Origin of the sequence: Frankia sp. EI5c (assembly GCF_001636565.1) — a bacterium.
In the GTDB taxonomy this organism is placed as follows: Bacteria; Actinomycetota; Actinomycetes; order Frankiales; family Frankiaceae; genus Parafrankia.
In genome coordinates this window covers 65,469-89,598 of sequence record NZ_LRTK01000035.1, presented here as the reverse complement: position 1 = coordinate 89,598, position 24,130 = coordinate 65,469, and the positions used below count along the sequence as shown (strand labels likewise).

The 24,130-nt window shown below is 73.4% G+C and carries 19 protein-coding genes, 3 pseudogenes and 2 riboswitches; of the genes and pseudogenes, 13 read left to right on the top strand and 9 right to left on the bottom strand.

Going from position 1 to position 24,130, the window contains the following annotated elements; translation table 11 throughout:
- Window positions 1–276 precede the first annotated feature (276 nt).
- From UG55_RS17570 to UG55_RS47465, 4 genes and pseudogenes are all read left to right on the top strand, one after another.
- A complete protein-coding gene (locus UG55_RS17570; RefSeq protein WP_066070191.1) occupies window positions 277–1,035 on the top strand; it encodes a response regulator transcription factor in 759 nt (252 codons plus the stop codon).
- Window positions 1,032–2,426, top strand: coding sequence for a HAMP domain-containing sensor histidine kinase (locus UG55_RS28640; protein WP_128423046.1), 1,395 nt, complete (start codon window positions 1,032–1,034; stop codon window positions 2,424–2,426). Before UG55_RS17570 ends, UG55_RS28640 begins: the two co-directional genes overlap by 4 nt.
- 144 nt (window positions 2,427–2,570) lie before the next feature.
- Window positions 2,571–2,910: pseudogene (locus UG55_RS47470) on the top strand (hypothetical protein); the annotation flags it as partial.
- 1 nt (window position 2,911) lies between these two features.
- A partial coding sequence (locus UG55_RS47465; RefSeq protein WP_396230940.1) for a hypothetical protein occupies window positions 2,912–3,104 on the top strand: 193 nt, incomplete at its 5' end.
- Window positions 3,105–3,169: 65 nt separating this feature from the next.
- Here UG55_RS47465 and UG55_RS17555 read toward each other — a convergent pair.
- Window positions 3,170–3,598: a maleylpyruvate isomerase N-terminal domain-containing protein gene (locus UG55_RS17555; protein ID WP_242424677.1), complete on the bottom strand. Its 429-nt coding sequence runs from the start codon at window positions 3,596–3,598 to the stop codon at window positions 3,170–3,172.
- Between the two features lie 24 nt (window positions 3,599–3,622).
- Entirely contained in the window at window positions 3,623–3,802 is a 180-nt protein-coding gene (locus UG55_RS38365; protein WP_242424676.1) for a hypothetical protein, read from the bottom strand.
- A gap of 152 nt (window positions 3,803–3,954) precedes the next feature.
- Here UG55_RS38365 and UG55_RS17550 point away from each other — a divergent pair, with 152 nt between their 5' ends.
- Complete coding sequence (locus UG55_RS17550) at window positions 3,955–4,662, top strand: SDR family NAD(P)-dependent oxidoreductase (protein WP_066070185.1); 708 nt, start codon at window positions 3,955–3,957, stop codon at window positions 4,660–4,662.
- A gap of 85 nt (window positions 4,663–4,747) precedes the next feature.
- Here UG55_RS17550 and UG55_RS17545 read toward each other — a convergent pair whose 3' ends face one another.
- The gene (locus tag UG55_RS17545; protein WP_066070182.1) at window positions 4,748–5,047 is read right to left on the bottom strand and encodes a YiaA/YiaB family inner membrane protein; all 300 of its coding nucleotides are present in this window, start codon (window positions 5,045–5,047) and stop codon (window positions 4,748–4,750) included.
- A 209-nt stretch (window positions 5,048–5,256) separates the two neighbouring features.
- On the opposite strand from UG55_RS17545, the gene macS reads away from it, so the two are divergent.
- The 3 genes and pseudogenes from macS to UG55_RS17535 form a co-directional block, all read left to right on the top strand.
- Window positions 5,257–6,615 (top strand): MacS family sensor histidine kinase, encoded by a 1,359-nt coding sequence (gene macS / locus UG55_RS17540; RefSeq protein ID WP_066070179.1) that lies wholly within the window; start codon window positions 5,257–5,259, stop codon window positions 6,613–6,615.
- A pseudogene (locus UG55_RS38360) lies at window positions 6,575–6,833 on the top strand (response regulator transcription factor); the annotation flags it as partial. The gene macS and the pseudogene UG55_RS38360, both read left to right, overlap by 41 nt.
- 1 nt (window position 6,834) lies before the next feature.
- The coding region (locus UG55_RS17535; RefSeq protein ID WP_242424675.1) for a response regulator transcription factor at window positions 6,835–7,324 on the top strand (490 nt) is incomplete at its 5' end.
- Window positions 7,325–7,369: 45 nt separating this feature from the next.
- On the opposite strand, the gene UG55_RS17530 is transcribed toward UG55_RS17535, so the two are convergent.
- The 4 genes from UG55_RS17530 to UG55_RS17515 all read right to left on the bottom strand — a co-directional run bounded on the left by UG55_RS17530 (window position 7,370) and on the right by UG55_RS17515 (window position 15,664).
- On the bottom strand, window positions 7,370–8,461 hold the full coding sequence (locus UG55_RS17530; protein ID WP_242424674.1) for a VWA domain-containing protein: 1,092 nt from the start codon (window positions 8,459–8,461) through the stop codon (window positions 7,370–7,372).
- A 227-nt stretch (window positions 8,462–8,688) separates the two neighbouring features.
- On the bottom strand, window positions 8,689–11,247 hold the full coding sequence (locus tag UG55_RS17525) for a DUF5682 family protein (protein ID WP_066070173.1): 2,559 nt from the start codon (window positions 11,245–11,247) through the stop codon (window positions 8,689–8,691).
- Window positions 11,247–12,398 (bottom strand): AAA family ATPase, encoded by a 1,152-nt coding sequence (locus tag UG55_RS17520; RefSeq protein ID WP_066070170.1) that lies wholly within the window; start codon window positions 12,396–12,398, stop codon window positions 11,247–11,249. Before UG55_RS17520 ends, UG55_RS17525 begins: the two co-directional genes overlap by 1 nt.
- Window positions 12,395–15,664 (bottom strand): SWIM zinc finger family protein, encoded by a 3,270-nt coding sequence (locus UG55_RS17515; RefSeq protein ID WP_066070167.1) that lies wholly within the window; start codon window positions 15,662–15,664, stop codon window positions 12,395–12,397. Before UG55_RS17515 ends, UG55_RS17520 begins: the two co-directional genes overlap by 4 nt.
- Window positions 15,665–15,896: 232 nt before the next feature.
- On the opposite strand from UG55_RS17515, the pseudogene UG55_RS47460 reads away from it, so the two are divergent.
- From UG55_RS47460 to UG55_RS17505, 3 genes and pseudogenes are all read left to right on the top strand, one after another.
- A pseudogene (locus tag UG55_RS47460) lies at window positions 15,897–16,033 on the top strand (SRPBCC family protein); the annotation flags it as partial.
- A 1-nt stretch (window position 16,034) separates the two neighbouring features.
- On the top strand, window positions 16,035–16,361 hold a 327-nt coding region (locus UG55_RS17510), incomplete at its 5' end, for an SRPBCC domain-containing protein (RefSeq protein ID WP_242424673.1).
- On the top strand, window positions 16,358–16,756 hold the full coding sequence (locus tag UG55_RS17505) for a helix-turn-helix transcriptional regulator (protein ID WP_066070161.1): 399 nt from the start codon (window positions 16,358–16,360) through the stop codon (window positions 16,754–16,756). The genes UG55_RS17510 and UG55_RS17505, both read left to right, overlap by 4 nt.
- Before the next feature lie 104 nt (window positions 16,757–16,860).
- On the opposite strand, the gene UG55_RS17500 is transcribed toward UG55_RS17505, so the two are convergent.
- The gene (locus UG55_RS17500; RefSeq protein WP_242424672.1) at window positions 16,861–18,063 is read right to left on the bottom strand and encodes a sorbosone dehydrogenase family protein; all 1,203 of its coding nucleotides are present in this window, start codon (window positions 18,061–18,063) and stop codon (window positions 16,861–16,863) included.
- Between the two features lie 254 nt (window positions 18,064–18,317).
- A complete protein-coding gene (locus tag UG55_RS17495) occupies window positions 18,318–20,351 on the bottom strand; it encodes an MDR family MFS transporter (protein ID WP_066070158.1) in 2,034 nt (677 codons plus the stop codon).
- 699 nt (window positions 20,352–21,050) lie between these two features.
- Window positions 21,051–21,247, top strand: a riboswitch (cyclic di-AMP (ydaO/yuaA leader).
- A 14-nt stretch (window positions 21,248–21,261) separates the two neighbouring features.
- Between UG55_RS17495 and UG55_RS17490 the strand changes: the two genes are divergently transcribed.
- Both UG55_RS17490 and UG55_RS17480 read left to right on the top strand, forming a co-directional pair.
- The gene (locus tag UG55_RS17490) at window positions 21,262–21,639 is read left to right on the top strand and encodes a transglycosylase family protein (protein ID WP_066070154.1); all 378 of its coding nucleotides are present in this window, start codon (window positions 21,262–21,264) and stop codon (window positions 21,637–21,639) included.
- A gap of 1,757 nt (window positions 21,640–23,396) precedes the next feature.
- Window positions 23,397–23,592: riboswitch (cyclic di-AMP (ydaO/yuaA leader) on the top strand.
- A 102-nt stretch (window positions 23,593–23,694) separates the two neighbouring features.
- The coding region (locus UG55_RS17480; RefSeq protein ID WP_242424671.1) for a transglycosylase family protein at window positions 23,695–23,983 on the top strand (289 nt) is incomplete at its 5' end.
- Window positions 23,984–24,130 lie beyond the last annotated feature (147 nt).

The window sequence follows — 24,130 nt, the reverse complement described above, 5'->3', positions numbered from 1 at the left end:
AGCGAGCCGTGCCTCGCTGATCACCTCGCCGGTGGGGTCGGTGATACCGTCGCCGATCACGTTGATCGCGGCGAGGCCGACCAGCGTCGCCGCGGCGGCCGCGCTCAGCCAGCCGGCCAGAGCGAGCGCGCCGCGCCGTCCCCTGCCCTCGGCCAGTGCCCTGGTGACCCGCATGCCCNGACTATGCCCCTGGGATGGTTATGGGCTCCCCGCAGCAGGGTTAGGTGACGGTTAAGAACCCCTGGTGGCGGGTCCGTCCGGGGTACTTTGGCCGCTGTGGCCCGGCTTCTGCTGATCGAGGATGATCCGGCGATCTCCCGCCTGCTGCTGCGCGCGCTCCGGGACGCCGGTCACGCGGTCGCGGTGGCCGGGACGGCCATGGCTGGCCTGCGCGGGACCCTCGACGACCGGCCGGATCTCGTCGTCCTCGACCTCGGCCTGCCCGACCTCGACGGGCTGGAACTGCTGCGGATGCTGCGGGCCGTCAGCCGCGTCCCCGTCATCATCGCGACGGCGCGCGACGACGAGGGGGAGATCGTCCGGGGCCTGGACGCCGGTGCCGACGACTACCTGGTCAAACCGTTCACGGCCGCGCAGCTCGACGCGCGGGTGCGCGCCGTGCTGCGACGCGGCGGCGACGGGGCAGGCACCGACCCCACGGTGACGGTGGGTGAGCTGCGGGTCGACCCGCGGGCGCGGCGGGCCGTGCTGGCCGGTGCGGAGCTCGATCTGACGCCGCGCGAGTTCGACCTGCTGCACCATCTCGCCGTGCACGCCGACGAGGTGGTGAGTAAACGCAGCCTGCTGACCGAGGTGTGGCGGGTGCCGTACGGCGGCGCGGACAAGACGGTGGACGTCCACCTCTCCTGGCTGCGCCGCAAGCTCGGGGAGACGGCGCAGGCGCCGCGGTACCTGCACACCGTGCGCGGGGTCGGCGTCCGGCTGAGCGCCCCGCCGCCCGCGGCTGGGTCTCCGCCCGCGGCTGGGTCTCCGCCCGCGGCTGGGCCTCCGCCCGTGGCTGGGCCGCCGGGATGAGATGGCGGCTGTCGCTGCTGGTCGCGTCGACCACCTGCCTGGTGCTGGTGGCGTTCCTGGTGCCGCTCGCGCTGCTGCTGCGGACCGTCGCCGAGGACAGGGCGATCGCCTCGGCTGACGCGGCCATCCGCGGCGTCGTCTCACTCGTCGGCACCGCCGACCCGGGCACGCTGCGTGTCGGGGTGGAGCAGGTCGCCGCCTCCTCCGACCGTGCGATCACCGTGTACCTGGCCGACGGGACGGTGCTCGGCCGGCCGGCCCCGCGGACCGACGCGGTGGAGCTGGCGGCGCGGGGCCGGAGCCTGAGCGTGGAGCGCGCGGACGGGCGGGAGATCGTCGTCGCCGTGCTGGGTCGGGCCGAGGGGACGGCGGTGATCCGCACCTTCGTTCCGGCGGCGGAGTTCACCGGGGGTGTGCACCGGGCGTGGCTTGTGCTGGCGGGGCTCGCCGTCGTGGTGATCGCGGTGGCGCTGGCGGTCGCTGACCGGCTGGCGCGTTCGCTGGTCGCACCGATCGCGCAGCTGTCCGAGGTGTCGCACCAGTTGGCTGGAGCGCAGCTGTCCGCCCGCGCGGAACCGGCCGGGCCGCCCGAGTTGCGCGACGTCGCGCACGCGCTCAACCATCTGGCCGGTCGCATCCAGGACCTGCTGCGGGACGAGCGCGAGCGGGTCGCGGACCTCTCGCACCGCCTGCGCACCCCGCTGACCGCGCTGCGACTGGAGGCCGAGGCGCTCTCCGATCCGCGGGATGCCGCGCGGGTCACGGCGGCCGCCGACGGTGTGGAGAACGCGGTGACGGAGATCATCCGGCAGGCTCGCCGCAACGAGACCGCCGCGGGTGACGTCGGATCGGCCGGTGCCGGTGCCGGTGCCGGTGCCGGTGCCGGTGCCGGTGCCAGTGCCGGTGGTCGCGGCGGTGCCGGTGGTCGTGGCGGTGGCGCTGGTCGTGGCGGTGGCGCGGAGCCCGGGTGTGACGCGGCGCAGGTGGTGCGGGCGCGGGTCGCGTTCTGGTCGGTGCTCGCTGAGGACACCGGACGTCCCCTGTCCGTCGACGTGAGCGATCTGCCGGCGCCCGTGCGACTCGACGCCGACACCCTCACCGCCGCTGTGGACGCCCTGCTGGGCAACGTGTTCGCGCACACCCCCGAGGGGACCGCGTTCGCCGTGGTACTCCACCGGCGCGAGGACGGCGGAGCCGATCTCACCGTCGCCGACGACGGGCCGGGGCTGCCGGAGGGTGCCGCCCGTCGGGGCGAGTCGCGGGCGGACTCCACCGGCCTCGGTCTCGACATCGCCCGCCGCGCCGCCGAGGCCAGCGGCGGCCGGTTCGATACCGGCGGCACCGGCGGCACCGGCGGCACCGTGATCACCCTCGCGCTCGGCCCGCCTTAACGACCCCTTAGCCTCCGGGAAGCGCGGGCCTAGCGTGATCGGCGCGAACCTCAGTGCCAGGCGAAACGCGCCGCACGGCACCGCGACCAGGCGGACTGCCCGTCCAGTGCGGCCACCGTCCGGTACGGCACACAGGAGGTTCACATGACCAGCAGGAGCAGCTTCCGTCCGTCCGCTCGACAGGTGCGTGAGCGCCTGCGGACCCGTCGTGCGGCGGTGATCATCAGCGCGGGCGCGCTCGCCGCTGTCGTGGCCGCGGCGACCGGTACCGCACTCGCATCCGGTGGCGATGGCTCGGGTTCGGCTGTCCCGGTACGGGCCGATGCCGTCACCACTCCGCTGGTCGCCCCGGCCACGCCGTCCAGTGGCGGCATCGGTCCGGGGTCCGCTGGTGGCGGCGGCGGGGCGGAACGGATGAGCGCCGAGCATGCGGGTGCCATCGCGCTGCGGGAGGCCGGCGGCGGGAGTGTCACCGCCGTCGAGCNGGAGATCGAGCACGGGGCCGAGCTCTGGAAGGTCGACGTCCTCCGGGACGGCACGCGCCACCGGTTCGAGGTGGACGCCCTGACCGGCCAGGCGCGCCGCGTCGGGGACGACCGTGGCCGGGCCGGCAACGGCCACGGGGCCGACGACCGACCTGGCGACGACCGGCGGGGCCGCTCCGGCGACAACGGCTGACCCGTGGGACGCGCTGCCCCGGCCGCCGTGTTCGCGGTGCGGGCCCGGCGCGTTGGCCCGGTGCGTCAGATGCCGGTGATCGCCGCGGGCGCCCGCTCGGCACGGCTGAGCGTGCGCAGGACGGCGGTGGGTCCGTGGCGGTGCGCCGCCAGGCGGGTCAGCAGCCCGAGCACGATCTCGGTCGCCTCGGTGGGCAGCTCCGGCGTCGGAATGCCCACACTGGCCGCGAGATCGTCCGAATGCACGGCGATCTCGAGGATCCGGGTGACCAGGAAATCGTCGAGGGACAGGACCGAAGACGCCCAGCGGACGAGTCGTCCGGCGGGCTCGGCCGGGAGCAGGTCGCGCGTCGTCCGGATGGCGGCCTCGACCTGGGCTGCCAGCGCGTCCGGGCCGCCGGCGGCAAACTCCACGCTGAGGTTGCGGATGCCCACGTTGAGGGCGTCGTCCAGGGGGGTGCCGATCCACGCCGCCGCGGCATAGCGGTCGAACAAGGCGATGGGATTCTCCTCCGGGGCCTACTCCGCGAGCAGCGGGGGAACGTTGGTGACCTGCCAGGCAAGGTGTCCGGACAGCCCGTTGACCGGGAATTCCGCCAACGCACTCGCTGCGTTCCAGGATGCGGCGATCGCTGGATCGCGCAGCAGTGCGGGAAGCGATGCGGCGACGTCCAGAAAAAGGTTCCTGACTGACGTCATGGTGCGTATCTTCCCGCGGTGGCACCGCGCCGGCACGCACCTGCTCACCCGCCCGTCGCATCCACCCGCGGCGGCCCGTGCCCGGGACCGGGCAGTGGCCGGAAGACCAGCCGACTGGCTGACGGTGCCGCGCGAACGGGAATCTGTACGGCATGACTACGACGCTGATAACCGGAGCGAACAAGGGCCTCGGTTTCGAGACCGCCCGACGGCTCGTCGCCGCGGGGCACATCGTTTACGTCGGCAGCCGGGACCTGGCCCGCGGGCGCCGTGCCGCCGAGCGGCTGGGCGCGCGGCTGGTGCTCATCGACGTCACCGACGACGACTCCGTGGCGGCCGCGGCGAAGGCGGTCGAGGCGGCGGGCGGGCTGGATGTCCTGATCAACAACGCGGGTGTCGAGGGGAGGAGCGCGAACGCCGGGGTGCTGGGCGCGGCCGAGACGACGGCCGATGCCATGCGGGCGGTGTTCGAGACGAACGTGTTCGGCCTGGTGCGGGTCACCCATGCCTTCCTGCCTTTGCTGCGCAGCTCCGCCGCCCCGGTCATCGTGAACGTGAGCAGTGGTCTGGCCTCGATCACGCGGGTCGCCGCGCCAGGAACTCCGACCTATTCCTACCCCGGAGTCGCTTACCCGGCGTCAAAGGCCGCGGTCAACATGGTCACGGTGCAGTACGCCAAGGCGTTCCCGGCCTTCCGGGTCAACGCCGTCGAGCCGGGTTACACCGCCACCGACCTCAACGGAAACACGGGAACACAGACGGTCGAGGAAGGCGCCGAGATCATTGTCCGGATGGCGCAGATCGGCCCGGACGGCCCGACCGGCGGCTACTTCGACGCGGCGGGGACCCTTCCCTGGTAGTTCCCCGGCGGGTGCCCTGCCCTGCCCCATTCAGTCCTTCCCCCGGCCCCCGGCCGTCGGCCCCCGGCCCCCGGCCGTCGGTCGGTCAGGGTCCGATCTGCTGCTTGAAGGGGTCGTACTCGGCGAGGAGCCGCTCCAACCGGGCCTGGTCGACCCGGCTGATGACGGCGGACGCCTCCTGCTGGTCGCGGACGCATTTGGAGAGCGTGAATGTCGACGTGACGATGTACAGCATGCCCAGCAGCAGAAAGCCGCGTATCCAGGCGCTCCCCGGGAGATGGGCGATCGCGTAGGCGACGGCGATCACCGAGATACCGAAGGAGAGGGCGGCCTGCACCATGAACGCGGTCGTCGTTCTGGAGACGGGGGGCTTGGCGGTGGTCATGAATTCAGTTTCTGGCCCTCCGCCTGAGGTGGCCTGAGCGATCGTACTCATCTTCCGTCAGCGGGTCTGCCGCTCTCCCGCGGGTCTGCCGCTCTCCCGTGGGCAGGCCCGCCGTGGGTCGGGCCCGTCGTGCCGCCACGGTCGAGTGCCGGGCCGCGGCTCGGCTACTCGTTGTGGTACGAATCTGGACTTTCTGCAACACTTGCCGGGTGCGAGTGCCGCGGGGTTCGGGTCGGTTCCGCGGCCCGGACGGCGTGCGCGGCGCGTTGTGGCGGTCGCTCGCGGTCTTCCGGCTGGTGGCGGTCGGCTACGCGGTCGCGACGGTCGGGCGTGACCTCGGGCAGACGGCGCATCCGGTTTACGGCGTCGTCTGGTTCGGTGTGCTGGTGGTCTGGTCGGCCGTCATGACGGTGGTCGCGCCAGCCGCCGACGTCCGGTCGCCTCGGCTGCGCGATTGCCTGGTCGTGGTGGACGTCGTGGTGTGCGCCGCGGTGATGCTGGCCACCGGGGTGGTGAGCCCGGCGGGGTCCTCGGATGTGTTGCCCGCCCTTTGGACGGCGAGCGGTGTGTTCAGCGCGGCGCTGGCCGGCGGAACCGCCGGTGGTGTCGCCGGGGGCGTGGCCCTCGCCGTGGCCTCCTTCGTCGCGACTGGCTCGGTGCGTGACTCCTCGATCAGGCCGGCGGTTCTCTTCGTCGTGTCGGGAACCATCGTCGGCTACCTGAGCCGGGCGGCCATCCGCGCCGAGTCGGCGTTGGCCGAGGTCCTGGCCGCGCGGGCCGGGGACGCCGAGCGGGAACGCCTCGCGCGCGGCGTCCACGACAGTGTTCTTCAGGTTCTCTCGCTGATCGCGCGCGAGGCCCGGCGCGGCCTGGCGCCGGACGAGGTGGCCAGGCTCGCAGCCGAGCAGGAGTCGGCGCTGCGCGATCTGCTGCGTGCTCCCGGCGGGCCCCCGGTGGTCGAGCCCGGACGTCTGACCGGACGCGGCGCGGGAGCGGCCCGCAGGGGCGCATCGCCGCGGCACTCCCGGCCCGATGTCGACCTTGGATCACAGCTGGCAGCCCTGGCGAGGATCCCGCGGACCCAGCTCCAGCCCCAGGCCCAGGTCCCCGTACAGGTCCCGGCTCCGGTCTCGGTCCCGGCGTCAGCGGGGGTGGAGCCGGTGATCCTGGCGGGGGTGGAGGCGACTGCTGGGGGACCCGCGGACGCGCCTGCGGTTGTTCCCCTGGCCGTGACGGTCTCCACGCCGGGGGTGCCGGTACCCCTGCGGGCGGATCATGCCGAGGAGGTCGTGGCCGCCGTCCGAGCCGTGTTGGACAACGTCGCGGCGCACGCCGGCCCCGGTGCTTCGGCCTGGCTGCTGCTCGAGGACGACGGCGACTCGGTGACGGTGACCGTCCGCGACGACGGGGTCGGCGTCGAGCCCGGCCGGGTCGAGCAGGCCGCCGCGGAGGGCAGGCTGGGGCTGGCGGTCTCCATCCGCGGCCGGATCCGGGACCTCGGCGGCGAGGTCGTCGTCACCGGCCGGGCTGGCCAGGGGACGGAGGTGGAGTTGCGTGTCCCGAGGTGACCAGGAGGTTGACGGGGCGCCCGGTGGCCGGGTGGTGGTCGTCGACGATCATCCGCTGTGGCGGGAGGCACTGAGCCGGGACCTCACCGAGGCGGGCTTTCCGGTCGTCGGCACCGCGGGCTCGGTCGCGCAGTCGTTGCGGGTGCTGGCGGCGACCCGCCCCGAGCTCGTGATCCTGGACCTGGGGTTGCCGGACGGTTCGGGAGTCGAGGTCATCCNGGCTCTGGTCGGCTCGGCCGGCTCGCCGCACCCGCTCACCGGGGCGCCGGTCTCGGTGCTCGTCGTGTCTGCCTCCGGGGAGCAGGCGGACGTTCTCGAAGCGGTCAAGGCGGGGGCTTCCGGCTACCTCCTCAAGTCGGCCCGTCCCGAGGAGCTCGTGGATGCGGTGCGGCGCACGGCGCGGGGGGTCGCGGTCTTCACACCGGGGTTGGCCGCGCTGGTCCTCGGCGAGGAGTCCCGGGCGGCGCGGAGCCCCGAGTCACGTTCGGGTGCCGGTTCGTCCGCGGCGGCACGGCTCACCGCACGGGAGATCGAGGTGCTCAGACTGGTCGCCAAGGGCCTGACCGCCCGGGACGCCGCCCGCGAGCTCGGAGTGTCGCACCGGACGGTCCAGAACCACGTCCACAACGTGCTCGCGAAGCTGCACCTTCGCAACCGGGTGGAGCTGACCCGCTTCGCCGTCCGGGAAGGCTACGACGAGGTTCCCTGACCGCGAATTCCCGCGGGCGAGCTCGCCGCGGTGGGGTGCGCCCGGTCAGCCGCGGGCGAGCCCGTGGAGGGCGGCCCAGCGGCCGATGTCCTCTCTGCGTAACGCGGTGGCGAGCAGCTCGGGGAACCTGTCCGGGGTGCAGGCGAAGGCGGGTGCGCCGAGCTCGGCGCAGGTGGCGGCGAGATCGTGGTCGTAGGCGGGGGCGCCGTCGTCCGACAGTGCCAGCAGCACGATCACCGTGACGCCGGATTCGACCAGGTTCCGCAGCCGGGCGATCAGCGAGGACTGGTCCCCGCCCTCGATGAGGTCGCTGATCAGGATGAGGACGGTGTCGCTGGGCCGGCGTACGAGGCTCGCGCCGTAGCCGACGGCCCGGTCGATGTCGGTGCCGCCGCCGAGCTGGATGCCGAAAAGCACGTCCACCGGGTCGGCGAGGGTGTCGGTGAGATCGACGACCGCGGTGTCGAAGGCGACCAGCCGGGTGTGCAGGGCGTTCAGGCTCGCCAGCGAGGCGCCCAGCACCCCGGCGTGCACGACCGACGACGCCATCGAGCCGCTCTGGTCGATGAGCAGGATGAGGTCGCGCAGCGCCGCGGACCGCCGGGCCCGCTCGTGCCCGATCAGCCGGTCGACGATGACGGTGCGCTGCTCCGGCTGGTAGTTGCGCAGGTTCGCGAGAATCGTGCGGTTCCAGTCGACGTCGGGTAGCCGCGGGGTGCGGGTGCGCTCGGCCCGGTTCAGTGCGCCGAGCACCGCGGAGCGCAGCGAGTGTTCGAGCCGCCGCTCGATGTCCTCGACGACCTTGCGCACCACCGCCCGCGCGGTCTCCCGGGTGCGTTCGGGGAGCGCGGACCGCAGCGACAGCAGGGTTCCGACCAGGTGGATGTCGGGTTCGGCCGCGGCCAGCAGCTCCGGTTCCATCAGCAGTCTGGTGAGACCGAGACGGGTGACCGCATCGCGTTGCAGGACCTGAACCACCGGTGACGGGAAGTAGTCGCGGATGTCGCCGAGCCACCGGGCCACCGCGGGCGCCGAGCCACCGAGCCCGGCCGACCGACGCTGCTGCCGCCCGCCCCGGTCCGGCAGCCTGGCCGTTTCCCGGCCCGTCGCCGGCTCGGCCGCTGTCGTAGAGCGCATCCAGGGCGGCATCAATGTCGGCGTCCCGTTTCGACAGACTGCCCAGGGCGCCGAACGCCGGCGCCGCGGGCGTGCCGAGGACGAGCCGCCACCGGCGCAGTTGCTCATTCGTTGGCACGCCTGCCCCTGTCACGCCTGCGGCTGTCACGCCTGCGGCTGGCACGCCTGCCGCTGGCACGGCCGCCGGTGTCCGGGTTGCCGGTGACGCGCCTGCGGACGCGGTCTGGTCAGCGGGCATCTGAGTCGTCCTTTCCCGCGGTGGCGAGGCATGGTCCCGCGGTGGTGAGGCCGAGCAGGGTGGTCAGGGCTGGCAGCGCGACCGCGACCCGGTCGAGGTCCCACCCTGGGCCCGCCCCGACGCCGCCGGGTGGGCCGCCGGGGAGCCCGGTCACCCCGGGAGCCGCGCTGGCGGGCGTGATCGCGGTGGCGATTCCAGCGCCGGTCGGTTCCTCGGCGGCCGGCCCCGTCGGAGACAGACCCGGCGCGCCCGGTGCCGCAGCGGCTGGTCGCGGCAGTCCGGCGCGGACCCGTTCACCGATCATGCGTCGTTCATGGCCGCCGAAGGTGGCGAACGCCCGGCGCAGCGGGGCCAGCGCCAGCATGAAACCGGCCTCGTCCAGCCCACACAGCCAGTTGTCGACGAGTGCGAGCAGCGCCGGGTCGCGGGCGAGCACCGACCCGGCCTGGCCGAGGAACCCGGCAAGCCAGCGTGCCGCGTCGACGGGCGCGCCGCGGGCGGCGGACAACGCCCGGGCCAGCCGGGTCGACACCTCCGTCGGGTCCAGCCGCCCGGCGTCGGAGAGGAGGCGGGTGCAGCGCCCGGCCACCAGCGGGTTCCCGCCGTGCTGGGCGGCGACGACCCCGACCGCCACCAGCCAGCGGTCGAGGTGCCCGGGGTCGGCGACGAGCCGGAACGCCGCGTCGGCGTCGTCGACGGCGGCCGTCATCGCGTCGGCGGCCTCGTCGTCGAGGCTGACGCAGGCCGGCGGCAGCCCGGCACAGATCCGCGTCATCAGGCTGTCCGCCAGCCCGAGGACCAGGGTCGGGGAGGTTCCGCGCACGTCGCCGTAACGGCGCACCCGGGCCAGCGGCGCGAGTGCCCGCATGAGGTGGGCGACGTCGCCGGTGGCGGCGGCGCGGCGCTCGAGACCCGCGGAGACCACCGCCAGTGCGGTGGGCAGGTCCGCGAGCACCACCTGCTCGAACAGCTCGGTGACGGCTGCCAGGTCGGTGGCGGCCTCGATGTGCCCGGCCACGGCGGACGTCGCGGCATCCTCGACGGTGGCACCGTACCGGGCGGCGGAGACGAGGGTCAGGGCGAACGCCGGTTTCCAGGCGAGCTGCCATGCCTCGGCGAAGGTGCCGGTGCTGCCGGTGCGCGCCGGGACGCCCCAGTCGATGTCGAGCAGCCGCAGCCGGTGCAGCAGGGCACTGCGGTCCCGGTCGAGGGGCCGCCGCAGGTCCAGGCGCAGTGGCCGCTCGGTCGGGCTCGGCGCCAGCCGCAGCCGCTTCTGGGCGCGCGCGACGTCGGCCGCCAACGGCACCGCCGGGATGTCGGGACCGACCGCTCCGACGACGTCACCGACGACGAGCTGCTCACGGACGACCCGCAGGGGTACCGGGTCGCCGGCGCACAGCCCGGCGAGGACCGCGTCGGTCAGTTCGGTGAGGCCGGGGACGGCCCGGTCGCGGACGGCGGCCAGCGTTTCGGCGAGGCGCACGGTCTCCACCGCCGAGGCGGTCGAGGCGGGCAGGTCGGCGGCGCGCAGCAGGGCGGCGACCCGGGCAACCCAGCGGGCGGTGACCTGGCCGGGCGCGCTCCACAGGTGGTGGTACCAGCCCGGTGAGGTGATGCCGGCACCGTAGCCGGAGTCGGTGGCCAGCAGCGCGTGCGTCCACGGCACCCAGGTCGTCGCGGTGCGTACCGGACGGACGCCGCGCAGCAGCTCGCGGTCGGCGGTGACCGTGACCCTGCCGGTCTGGCCGGACAGTGCCGGCACGTGCCAGGCGCCGCAGATCACCGCGATGCGGTGGGCCGCGCCCGCGCCGGTGCCGGCGGCGCGGATCTCCAGCCGCATGTGCGCCTCGCGCAGCAGCTCGCGGTTCCGCCGCCCATCGGCGGTGCCATCGGTGTCGGTGCCATCGGTGTCGGTGTCGGCGGTGTCGGCATCGCCGGCGCGCAACGCCGCCATCGATTCCGCGACGGCGGCGAACACGTCCACGGCGCCCGCCCCGTCGAGCCGGCGATGCTCGACGAGGTCCTCCCAGAAGCGTTCCGGGTCGTCGTGGCCGGCGGCGAACGCCAGCCAGCCGAGCGGGTCGTCGGCCACGGCCGGCCGCGCGCCCGGCATCGGGGCCGGCATCGCGGCCGGCATCGCGGCCGGTCTCGTGATCGGCCGCGAGATCGGAGGCGCGGCCGGGGCCCGGTTCGGGTCCTGGCCGTGGTCCGGAGCACTGGCGGTGGCGCGTCGGCGCAGGGCGAGGTCGTGGCCGAACGGAAGGTCGATGAACCGGGTGGGGATCCCGTGCTGCCGGCCGTACAGCAGTGCCTGCCATTCCGGGGAGAAGTCGGCGAACGGCCAGAACGCGGCGTCGCGCGGCTCGTCCACGGCGTAGGCGGTCAGGGCCACCGGCGGGGTGAGTGCCCCGAGGTGCGTCAGCGCACCGTCGCCTTCGGGTGGTCCCTCGACGAGGATCAGGTCCGGGTCGAGTTCGGCGAGCGCGGCGCGGACCGCCCGTGCCGAGCCGGGGCCGTGGTGGCGCACACCGAGGTAGGTGACGGTCATCAGGCTCCACCGGGAACGATCGCGCCGTCGTCCTCCAGATCCCGGCAGGCCCGGTAGAGGTCGGACCAGTCGGCCCGGCCGCGGACCACCCCTTCGAGGTACTCCCGCCAGGCGACGGGATCCGTCGACGGGTCCTTGATCACCGCTCCGAGCAGCCCGGCGGCGATGTCCTCGGCACGCAGTCGGCCGTCCCCGAAGTGGGTCGCCAGGGTCATCCCGCCGGTGATCACGCTGATCGCCTCCGCGGTGGAGAGCGTCGCGGTCGGTGTCTTCAGCGTCGTGCGGCCGTCGCCGGTGACGCCGGCACGCAGCTCCCGGAAGATCCGCACGACCCGGCGGACCTCGTCTGCGGCCGGCGGCTCGTCCGGCAGCGCCAGCGATCGGCCGACCTCGGCGACCCGCCGGGTGACGATTTCCACCTCGGCGTCCTCGCTGGCCGGCAGCGGCAGCACGACCGTGTTGAAGCGGCGCCGCAGCGCCGAGGACATCTCGTTGACGCCGCGGTCCCGGTCGTTGGCGGTCGCGATGACGGTGAACCCCGCGACGGCCTGCACCTCGCTGGACAGCTCGGGGATCGGCAGCGTCTTCTCGGACAGCACGGTGATCAGCGCGTCCTGCACCTCGGCGCCCATCCGGGTGAGCTCCTCGACCCGGGCGATCGAGCCGGTGGTCATCGCGCGCATCACCGGCGAGGGCACCAACGCGGCCGGCGACGGGCCGTCCGCGATCAGGCGGGCGTAGTTCCAGCCGTAGCGGACGGCGTCCTCGGAGGTGCCGGCGGTGCCCTGCACGACGAGCGTCGAATCACCGCTGATCGCCGCCGCCAGGTGCTCGGAGAGCCAGGTCTTGGCGGTGCCCGGGCTGCCGAGCAGCAGCAGGGCCCGGTCGGTGGCGAGGGTGGCGACGGCGACCTCGACGAGCCGGCGGGAGCCGATGTACTTCGCCGAGACGACCGTTCCGTCGTCGAGGACACCCCCCAGCAGATAGGTGACGACGGCCCACGGGGAGAGCCGCCAGGACGGCGGCCGCGGCCGGGTGTCGGCGGCGGCGAGCGCGGCGAGCTCGCCGGCATACGCCTGCTCGGCGTGCGGGCGTAGCAGCCGCGGCCCGTCCACGGCGGGTGCGGTGGCGGACGTCGACGGTGGCGTCATCGGGAGCCTTCCTGGACGAGGAGTCGGGCCGGGCGGGTCGGCTCGGTGCGGGAGTGGGGATCCGGTGGGCTGGCCAGCACCGCGCGCAGCTCTCGGCGGGCGCCGAGCACGGCGCACAGCTCGGCGAGCTCTCCGGCGAAGGCCTCCGCGGGCGGGTTCGGGCCGAGCTGGGTGAGCTGGCGGCCGACCTCGGGGTCGGCCCGCCAGGCGGCGACGACGAGCAGGCGGCGGATGTACGACTCCGCCTGCGGGCCGGCGACATGCTCGGTCAGGAGTGTCGTGAGGGTGGTGACCAGGGCCTGGGAGAGCTGCGGCGACCACGGTCCGGGTATGGCGGCGAGCAGTGCCGCGGCCCGCTCGACCGGGGCCGTGAACCGGGGCCGGGTGGTGTTGCTCCCCGGCTGGTTGCCCGCCGCGAGTGCCACCGCCTCCGTGCGCGTCGGCTCGGGCAGGCAGTCGATGAGGCGGGCCTGCTCGGTGAGCTCGACGCGGGGCAGCAGCGCGCGGATCCAGTCCGGGTGGCGATGACGCAGCACCGCTCGCAGCAGCGCGCCACGCAGGCGTGCGGCCGGCTCGCCGGTCACGCCCGCGATGGTGACCTCGGCGGCGAGGAACTGCTCCGCCGTCAGCCCGGTGCGCTCGGCCCACACCGCCGGGTCGACGCGGGCGATCTCGGCGGTCAGCAGCAGAGCCCGGGACTCGGCGTCGCTGAGATGCCGTTGGGCGGCACTGATCCCGTCGCGCCGCATCTCGTCGGTGAGCCCGGCGGGGGTGTCGATCTTCAGTCGGTGGACGCGCCGGCCCGGCAGCCCGTGGCGAGTCACGCCGACGAGGCCTTCGGTGCGTGCCGCGGCCCGGCGCGCAAGGCCTGAGCCGGGCAGCAGTATCGCCGTCGCCACGGCGGCGCTTCTGACATCCGCCCGCCGGTCGTCCAGCGCATGCTCGAGCAGGTCGGCGTCCCAGGGGCCGAGGCCGGTCCGGAGCGCCTCGCAGAAGGCGACCCGTTCGGCCCCGCTCGCCTGGTCGAACGGAGCGAACGCCGGGCCGTCGGCCGGGCCGCGCAGCAGAGCCGCCGCCGCGGCCGGGTCCCGCTGACGCAGCTCCTGCACCAGCAGCCGGCGCTCGGCGGCGCTCGCTGTCGGCCACTCCTCGGCGGAGACCTGTCCGCCCACCCACCGGCCGTCCGGATGAAGCCCGGCGAGCCACCGGCCGCGCTCGCCGAGCACCCGGCTGACCGCGACGCGGATGCCCACCTCCCGCGCGCCCAGCGCCAGCAGGTCACCGAGCAGCCGCTCCGGTGCGCGCCAGCCATGCGCGGCCATCAGCTCCAGGCACTGGGCCCGGGCCTCGAACAGCGGGCCGCTGATCGCGGTCTCGACGATGCGGCAGACCTGGGGCGGCAGCACCGGCGCGGCGTCGGGCGGCGCGGGGGAGGGTGCGGGTATCCCGCGGGCGTCGGCGGGGAGCAGGCCGGCGCGGCGGGCGCCGGAGGCCAGCGCGGCGGTTCGCAGCAGGTCCGCGGCAGCGGGTGGCCCGCCCTCCCCGGTGGCCTCGCCGACCAGCCGAGCGAGACCGGGGAGCGTCGGCACGCGGGCTCGAGCCACGCCGACAACCGCGGCGTCCACCACCTCCGACCAGCCGGGCACCGGCCGCGGGGCCGCCTGCGCGGCAGCCGCCCCGGCCTCGGCCCCGGAGCCGGATCCGGCCCTGCGGCCGGCGTCAGCAGTGCGGCCAACGTCAGCGCCAGGTAGGCCGCCGCCGGCGCGGGCCGGTGAATCGGTGTCGCCCGGCGGCGGGCGCAGACCCGGGCCGGGCAGCGGTGACGACGGGGCCGCGGACAGCGGGATGAGATCGAAACCGTCCCATTCGACGACGAGGTCGAGGGGCCCGCCACCCCCCACCGCCAGCAGCCACCATCCCCACGAGTCGGCTGTGCCGGCCGCCATGGGCAGGGCCTCCCCGGCACTGTCACGCAGCAGCCATTGGGACGCCGCGCCGCCGGCCGGGGTGCTTTCGCCGCGGGCTCCGGCCCGGCCCGCCGCGGCTCGTGGGGCCCCAGCCGACGGCGGCAGCACGGTGATCCGCCGGATCACCAGCGCGACCGGGTCGGCCCACGGGTCCGCCGAGAGCGTCGCGGTGTGCGCTGACAGCGCCTCCCGCCAGGTCCCGGCCGTGGTGCCGAGGTCTCCGGGGCCGAGGTCTCCGGTGCCGAGGTTGACGAGTGGAGCGGGAGCCCCGGTGGTCCCCGCGAGCGCGAGCCTGGCGGGCTGGCGCCCGGGATACGCGGCCACCTCGGCCTGTACGCGAGTGAGGACGGGGAGACCGGGCGGTGGTGACTGCTTCCCCGCGCCATAGCTCACCAGCTGTGCCAGCTGCCCGGATTCCGCCAGCCGCAGCCACTGCCGGCGCCCCCGCAGCTTCCCGGTGTCGAACAGTCGCTCGCCGAGGACGTCCACCGCCCCCGCGAGCCGGTCACCACCGAGCACGTCCGCGGCGGCCTTGGTGAACCCGACCCGGTCGCGCACCACCTCGACCAGTGTGGCCGGCAGCTCGGCCCGCCTCGACCAGCCCTGGCAGAGTAGATGCAGCCGGCCGAGCCGGTCAGTGAGCCGGTCAGGCCAGTCCGGGCCGCCCCGCGCGGCGATCCGAGCCATGTCGCGGACGGCCTCGGCGAGACCTGGCGCCTGGGCGTCGACCATGCGCGCCGCGGTGCGCTCCCACCAGGCGGCGGGCCTGGTCTGCGCGCTGCCGAGCCCATCTCGCGCGAGGTCGGAGAGCCACTGGCTCAGCTCGGCGACGCCGGCGTCGACCCGGGCCTCGCGTCGGGCCTGGTTGCGTGCCGACGAGGTGGACTCGCCAGCCGCCTCCCGGGCCGCCGCCCGCTGGGCGGCGCGTGCGCTCGCCGCATCCGCCCGGGCGGCCCGCCCGTCCAGCCAGCTCGACACCCAGCCCGGGGGTTCGTCACCGCCGGTGAGTAAGCCCGGGCTGCCGCTGGCCAGGAACAACAGGCCCAGTGCGTGCTTGCACGGGAACTTCCGACTCGGGCAGGTGCAGGTGGAGGCGAACTCGGCCCCCGTGAGTGCCACGACGCGGTAGGGCGTCGCCCCGCTTCCCCGGCAGGACCCCCACACCGCCTCGCCGGCCGTGCCGAGCCCCGACCAGTTGCCCGCCCCGCCGAGCCGTTCGCCGGCCCGGGCCGCGGCCGGGTCGGGAGCCAGGGCAAGCACGGTCTCGCGGGCCAGGGTCGAGGCGGGTGGCGAGGGCATGGGGGCATTCTGGCGGGGACCTCCGACAGTTTTCGCCCGCCCCGGCCCCCGTCGGCCCGCTCTGTCGGGCATCGGCCCGTTCCCGCCTGGAACCGGCGGGTTGTCGCACCGTGCGACCGGTCCCCGGCATCGGCGCGACCGGTCCCCGGCAGCGGATAGTGCAACTGATGGTTGCGTAAAGGCCGTGCGGCGGCTAACCTCATGTGCAACCAAAAGTTGCAGGAGGTTGATCGTGGAACCAGGAACGCTGGAGCGCGAGATCTACATCGACGCGCCGCCGGAAATCGTCTTCGACGTGGTGAGCAGTCCGCAGCACATGAAGGAGTGGTGGCCGGACGACGCCCGGTACGAGCTGACCCCCGGAGCGCCNGGCGAGATCGTCTTCGGTGACTGCGACGCCGGCGGGAAGGCGGTGGCGTTCACCGTCGTCGAGGCGCGGCCACCCCGGACGTTCTCCTTCCGCTGGACGCACCCGGCCGACGAGGCGGCGGCGGTGGGCAACTCGCTGCTGGTCACCTTCGACCTGGCTCCGGCGGGCGGCGGGACGCTGCTGCGGATGACCGAGACCGGCTTCCGCGAGATGGGTTGGGAGGTCGCCGTCCTGGAGCAGCAGTACCAGGAGCACGTCGCCGGCTGGGACCACTTCCTGCCGCGGCTGGCGCCGTATGTCGCGACACTCCTGGTGCGGCGGCGGTGAGCCCCGTGCTGGCGGAGGACGTCGACGACGACCTCTGGTCGGCGATCGGTGACCCGACCCGGCGCCGCCTGCTCGACCTACTGCTCAGCGGCGGCGGCGGCACCGCGACCACGCTGAGCCAACAGCTTCCCGTCACCCGCCAGGCGGTGGCCAAGCACCTCGGTGTCCTTGACCGGGTGGGCCTGGTGCGGGCGGTACCGGCGGGGCGGGAGAAGCGGTACCAGGTGGACGACGCGCAGCTCGCCCGCGCGGTGGCCCAGCTCTCATCGGTCGGGTCGGCCTGGGACGCCAGGCTGCGGCGGATCCGGCGCATCGCCGAGGCGATCCGACGCGCCCAGCAGGCACCCGGCGAGACCGGCGGTTCCAGCCAGGTCAACGAGAGCGGGGAGAGCTGAGACGGCGGACATTCCGCACAGGGTCGGAGTGCGGGGCGCGGGGCGCGGATCCGGAGAAGGCTTACGAGGCGCTGGCGACCGTCGAGGCCCTGGCCGGCTGGCCCTCAGGGCAGGGACAGGATCCTGTCGTCGTCCGCTCCCGGGCGGCCCCGGCCGTCGGTGTTCGACGTGCTGAGCCACAGCGAACCGTCGGGAGCGGGCTCGACGGTTCGCAACCGGCCGAGTTCGCCGGTGAACAGTGCCCGGGGCCTGCCGGCGACCTGGCCACCGGCGAGCTCCATCACCCACAGCCGCTCCCCGCGCAGGGCGGCCACATACAGGATGTCGTCCCGGATGGCGATGCCGCTGGGGGATGCCTCGTCGGTGGACCAGGTGACCTGGGGATTGGTGTACCGCCCGCCAGCGGTGTCACCGGCGCCCTCGACCGCCGGCCAGCCGTAGTTCCCGCCCGGGGTGATCAGATTGATCTCGTCGAAGGTGTTCTGCCCGAACTCCGACGCCCACAGCCGCCCGTCGGAGTCCCATGCGAGACCCTGCACGTTGCGGTGACCGAGGCTGTACACCAGGGACGACGGGTCCGGGTTGTCGGCGGGCACCCCGCCGTCGGGCGCCATCCGCAGGATCTTCCCGTTCAGGCTGGACGGATCCGGCGCGGCGCCGGGATCTCCGGCGTCGCCGACGGCCACGTAGAGCCGGCCGTCCGGGCCGAAGGCGATCCGACCGCCGTTGTGGTTCGGGGCGGCACGCAGCCCGGTGAGCACCTCCTCGGTCGCGCCCGCGCCGGCGGGCCTGTCCTTGCCGGTGCCGGTGCCGGTGCCGGTGCCGGTGCCCGTGCTTCCCGTGCCTTGGCTTCCGCCCTGGCCGCCGAGTCGGAAGCGGACGACCCGGTTGTCCGTGGCCGAGGTGTAGTAGGCGTACACCCATCCGTCCTGGTCGTACCGCGGTGACACCGCGAGCCCGAGCAGGCCGTCCTCACTGCGGTGCCGCACGGGCAGTGTCGTCATGACGGTCGCCGTTCCGCCCTTCGCCGGGACGATCAGCACCTGGCCGCTGTCCCGCGCCGCGACGAGGGCGCGGCCGTCCGGCAGGAAGGCCAGCCCCCAGGGCGTCGCCAGGTCCGTGACCACCGGCGACAGGTCGCTCAGGTCGGACGGAACGGCGGCGGCCCGCGACCCGGGCGACGATGATCCGGCGCCCGTGCGGGGCGGCGCGGCGGTACGCGGTTCCGCGATTTCGGCGCGGTCCGGCCCGCAGCCCGCCAGCAGCGCAAGCAGGGCGGTGACGCCGGCGAATACGGCGGCCGCCACGCCACCTGGACGAACAGGGCGTCCGCGACCCACCGGGCGACCGGGACCCACCGGGCGACCGGGACCCACAGCGCGACCGGGATCCGCGCGACGCTCGGGACCTGCCGGATGTAGCGGTGAGCGCCGCATCTCACTCCTCGAAATCCGAGCCGTCGGCCGACAGCAGCTTGCCGCGAGGCTGCCGCGGGGCGACGGCGCGCTCCGCGGCTTCCGCCGCAACTGTGGTGCCATCCTCCCGGTGCCGGGCACCGCTTTCAGGCCGGCGCGAGTTCCTGTTGCTGTTCGGCCATGAGCCGGCGGGCGATGCGGCCGATCGCGGCGCGTACCCGGGGGTCGAGGACGGCGCGTTCGCTGTCGGATTCGGCGAGCTGGTCGAGGAGCCAGGTCGTCCAGGCGTCGCCGAGGGCCGCGACCGCGGCCCGCCCGCTGTCGGTGAGGCACAGGTGCCCCGCGTCGCGGCTGAGATAGCCGGCGGCGGCGACGCCGTCGTAGAAGGAGGTCAGGACACCGCGCGGAATGCGCAGTCGGCGCTCGATGTCTTCCTGGCGCGTGGGCAGGTTCAGCAGCCGGGCGCGCAGGTGGACGCCGAGCAGTGCCCAGGCGGTGGGCATGTCCACCCCGGCGCCGGACCGGGCCACGATGTCGCCCACGGCGTCCCGGTTGCGACGGGCGATGTAGCTGATGAGGGTCTCAAGCTCCGCGTCCGAGGTCTGGCTCACCGGCATCGCGAAACCCTCGCCGGGGCTGCGGACGGCTTCCCGGGCGGTCCCGCGCAGCGTCACCTGGGGGAGCAGCACGGCGACGACCAGCCCGAGAAGGGCCACCGGCACCGCCCACAGGAAGATCGTGTGCACGGCGTCGGTGTACGCGCCGACGACAGGCGCCCGGGCCGCCGCCGGCAGGCTGTGCACGGCGGCGGGATCGGCGGCGACCGCGGGCGGCACCTTCGCCTCGGCCAGCGCGGGCGGCAGGACGCCGGCGAGCCGGTTGGTGTAGACGGCGCCCATGATCGAGGCGCCGAACGACCCGCCGAGGGTGCGGAAGAACGTGACGCCGGAGGTGGCCGCGCCGAGGTCGCGGTACTCGACCGTGCTCTGCACGATGATTGTCAGAATCTGCATGGAAAGGCCGATCCCGGCACCGAGAAGCAGCATGTAGAACGACTGGACGGCGACCGAGGTGTCCTGGTTCATCCGGGACAGCAGGTACAGCGCGAGCGCGGTGATGGCGGTGCCCGCGACCGGGAACGGTTTGTACCGGCCCGTCGTGCCGACGACCTGGCCGGCGAGGACGGCGGTGACCAGCAGCCCGACCACCATCGGCAGCATCCTGATGCCGGACATGGTTGCCGAGGCGCCGCCGACGTACTGCAGGTAGGACGGCAGGAAGGTGAGCGCGCCGAACATCGCGAACCCGACGATGAAGCTGAGCGCGGACGCGGTGGCGAAGACCCGGCCGCGGAACAGCCGCATCGGCAGGATCGGTTCGGCGGCGCGCAGCTCCACCAGGACGAAGACCGCCATCGCGAGCACCGATCCGGCGAACAGACCGATGATCGCCGCCGAGGCCCAGGGGTACTGGGTGCCGCCCCAGGCCGTGGCGAGGGTGAGGCCGCTCGCCCCGAGTGCCACGAAGAGAACACCCAGATAGTCGATCCTGGGACGTCCGACGCCTCCGCGGCCGGGGATCGTGCGCGCCGCGAGCGCCACCACGACCACCGCGAGGGGGACGTTCACGTAGAAGGCCCACCGCCACGAGAGATGGTCGGTGAAAAGGCCGCCGAGGAGCGGGCCGATGACGGTGGTGATCCCGAACACCGCGCCGAGCGCGCCCTGGTAGCGGCCCCGCTCGCGCAGCGGGATGACATCCCCGATCAGCGCGGTGGCGGTGACGATGATGCCGCCGCCACCGATGCCCTGTACGCCGCGGGCCGCGATCAGCATCGTCATGTTGTGCGCGAGCCCGCAGAAGAAGGAACCGACGACGAAGACGACGATGCTGAGCTGGAAGATCCGTTTACGACCGAACAGATCACCGAACTTGCCGGCCAGGACGGTCGAGATCGTCGCCGCCAGCAGATAGGAGGTGACGATCCAGCTCATGTGGCCGGCCCCGCCGAGATCGCTCACGATCGTCGGCAGTGCGGTGGAGACGATCGTCTGGTCCAGCGCCGACAGCAACATCCCCAACAGGATGGTGCCGAAGATCAGGTTGATCTGGGTGCGTGGCAGTGGGGGCGCGGCCTCGTCCGGCTCGGCCGAGGGCTCCAGCACCTCCGGGGCGCTCACGCGGCAACCGCGGTGACGCTGTCGGCCGTGACCGCCGCGGCGGGGCGCCCTGGCGGCCCCGTCACATCCTGACCGGGTCCGGCCGCCCTGGCGCCTGTAACGCTCCGCATCCCGGTCGCCTCCTGACTGTGCCCTGCCCTGTGCCCTGCTGACGGTCGATGCCTGGCACCATTCCCGCCTCCCCACAGCCAAAGCGCTCAGGGCACGCGAACGTCGCCGGCCCAGGGGCGGGGTGCGACACGCGTGGAACCGGCACCGGGCCGGGTGCGTGACCGCGTCGAGATCGTGCGGCGTCCCGAGCCGGGCGTGGACGAATCGGAATTACGGTGCAGACTCCCTGCTAAATGGGGCGACGGTCATCTGTCTGTCATAGGATTACTTCCCGTCGCATTCCCGGTGGTGAGCGGGGGCGGGCGTGGCTGTTTTCGCGGAGATTCTTTCCGCCCGCGGGGCCGGATTCGGCCGCTCAGCCGGAGCGGCCGGGTGCCGCGCGTGTCACCGGGATTTCGGTCCGGTGAGCGTGTGGCCACCGCCACCGAACGGCGTCGGAAATATCGGGCGCGGCAGCGCGGGCTGGCGGTATCAATTCCGGCCCCGCAAGCCCCGCACGCCCGGTGTGACGCTGTTCACATGCACTTGGAAAATGTTTGTGGGTGCCGTGTAACGTCGTTGCCGTGCTCTCGACCTGGAGAGCACACGCCGGGTGGCACGCCGAGTCCTGTCCCCGCCCGGTGACCAACGAATTCGAGGGCAGGAGCGGGGGACCCAGGTTCCCGGGCGTTCTTTGCTGGACGTCCTTTGGGGTGAAGCCGCCGAGCGCACATGGTGCCGCGGTGNGGCCGGGCGAATCCCAGCCCGAACCCGACAGCTAACTTCGTAGGCGTGGGGAAGGACAACCACTTTGTCCGTTATGACTTCGGGTATCCGCAAGAACCGTCGTTCCATCCGCCGCGGTCGCGCTCTGCTGGTCGCTCCGGTGCTGGCCGCGACAATCGGTGGCGGTATCGCGATGTCCCAGCCCGCCAGCGCCGCCGCCCGGCCGGACGCGCACCGCTTCCTCAGCGCCGTTGTGCCCTGCGAGTCGGGTGGTAACCCTCGGGCTGTGAACGAGATCGGTGCGGGTGGGCTGTTCCAGTTCCTCCCGAGCACGTGGCACTCGGTCGGTGGCAAGGGCCTGCCGCAGAACGCCAGCTCCGCCGAGCAGTGGAAGCGCGCCCACATCCTGTACGCGCAGCAGGGCACGAGCCCCTGGTACGCGTCGAAGAGCTGCTGGGGCAAGAAGGTCTGAGCGCCAGCCACGGAATCGGCGGATCACAACGCCGATCGATCAGTGCCCAACGGGCCGGGGTTGGGAACTAACTCCGGGTAGTTGCGGCCTGAAGGCGGAGCCACCGCTCCAGGTAATGCGCCGGTGCGCCCGGACGTCCACCCGACGTCCGGGCGCACCGGCGTTTGTGCAGGTTGTCGGTATGAATTGGTCGGCGGCTGCGCGGCGGTGAACGCCGGCTCCGGAATCAGCGGGTGTGAACACACGGTCCCGCAGACCGGCTCGATGATCTGCTGTGAACGTCGGTCGAGGTGTGTCACCCGGCCTCGATGGTGGCGCGCACCTGGACGGACCACCCGGCGGCGAGCTGTGTCCTGGTGCCGGTCGTGGCAGCGAACCGCCCGTCGTGGCGGGCGCTCGAACGCGCCGGCTTCAGGCGTGTCGGCCAGGGGCCGATCAAGCCGGACAATTCGATCGACCCACTCCATTACGTCTGCCGGGTGGATCGCGTGGACCTGGCCGGCGCCAGTACCGCCGACGGCGGGCGATCCCTTCCACCGACCACGGGATAGATCTTGCCGGTCAGTCCGCCTCGTCACCTCGTGACGGGCCGAGGCACTCAGCTGACGGCGCGCGGGCGGGTGCGGGCGAGCGCAGGTGGGAGCCGGGTGCGGGCGGGCGTGGGCGGGCGGGCGGCGGCGCGTGCGGGTGATCTGACAGCGGCGGTCAGCGTTTCGGGCGGCGGCGCGGGTGTGGCGATGCGGCGACTGAAGACCTCGTCGTGTCTCCTCGGGAGAGGTATTGACAACCCCGACGGCGAAGGGGGCGCAACCCCTCCGGGAGCGGAGACACAGCGAGCCCTTCAGTCGCTGTCGGCGCACACCCGTGGACGGGCGGCGCGGGGGTGGGCGAGGGCTGTTCCGAGGCCTGTGTGGGCTCTGAAAGCCCTGGTGGCAGCGTTGTAGCGGGTTCCGCCGGACGCGTCGACCCCGCGGCCGCGCGGCGACCGGGTCACGGCGGGCCGAGGTGCCCGCAGACGAGGCAGTGGACGTCGCAGGAGCGAGGCAGCGGTGTCCCGGTACTGGCCCGGGGCCGTCGCCCGGCGGGCCTCGCGACCCGGCTCGCCACCCGGGGTCTCCCGTCTGATCAGACATCTCTGTCACCCTCACCCCGGGCTAGCCACGCTCTGCCCACGGGGGCGCCGCCCGCCGGGTCGACGCCCGCGGGCGAGCATCCGGGTGGCCCGTTCGGCGAGCAGACGCGGACGCTCGACCGGTTTCGCCCTCCTCGGGCAGCCCTGCCCTGCCCGGGTGCCCCGCGCTGCGGGGTGACCCGCGCTGTGGGGTGACCTGCGCTGTCGACGCCGCTTATCGGGCACAGGCCGCCGGTCCTGTTGCTTCCGAACATTTCGAACAAGCAACGCTATTTGCGTCGAAGGGGTTTTTCGGTGGTGTGGGGTGGTGGGTGGTTTGTCGGTTTAGGAGGATGATTCTTTGCGGGCTGGAGATGATTCTTCTGGGGTGTGGGGGGTGCTTTTGGTTGCGGTGGAAGGTTGGTTGGGTGCGGTGGGTGGTGGTGTGGTGGTCGGGGGTGGCGTGGTGGTTGCAGGGGGCGGGTCGGGTGGGGGGTTCGAGGGCTTTTGGGGTGGGTGTGGGTGCGGCGGGTGGGGAGTTTTTCAAGGGCGGCGGGTGTGGTGTGGTGCTCTTCACAGGTGGTTGGAAAATGTTTGTGTGTGGCGTGTAGCGTCGTTGACGTGCTTTCGATCTGGAGGGCACACACCGGGTGGCATGCCGAATCCCGCCTCGCCTGGTGTTCAACAGATCTGAGGGTGGGAGCGGGGGACCCGGGTTCCCGGGCGTTGTGGGTGGGCGTCCTATCCGGGGTGAAGCCGCCGGTCGTGATCTGGTGCGTGGTTACCGGGCTTTTTGCAGTCCGAACCCGACCGCTGACTTCGTAGGCGTGAGGAAGGGACAATCTTTTGTCCGTTATGACTTCGGGTGTCCGCAAGAGTCGTCGTTCGATCCGCCGTGGCCGTGCTTTGCTGGTGGCTCCGGTGTTGGCCGCGACGATTGGTGNCGGTATCGCGATGTCCCAGCCGGCCAGTGCGGCGGCTCGTCCGGATGCGCATCGGTTCCTGAGCGCGGTGGTGCCCTGTGAGTCTGGTGGTAACCCGCGGGTTGTGAACTCGATTGGTGCGGGTGGGCTGTTCCAGTTCATGCCGAGCACGTGGCGGGCGGTGGGTGGTACGGGTCTGCCGCAGAACGCGAGCGTCGCCGAGCAGTGGAAGCGCGCGCATATTCTGTACGCGCAGCAGGGCACCAGCCCCTGGGTCAGCTCGAAGAGCTGCTGGGGTCACAAGATCTGAGCAACTGCGAACCTGGCTGAAGAATCCAGGTGACGTCGGTGCCGACCATGGACCCGCGAGCTGGGTGATCCATGAATCCACGGGTTGTGAGCCATGGATCTGAGCACCGCGCGCATCAGACCGGCCGCAAGGCCGGAACTGATCGAT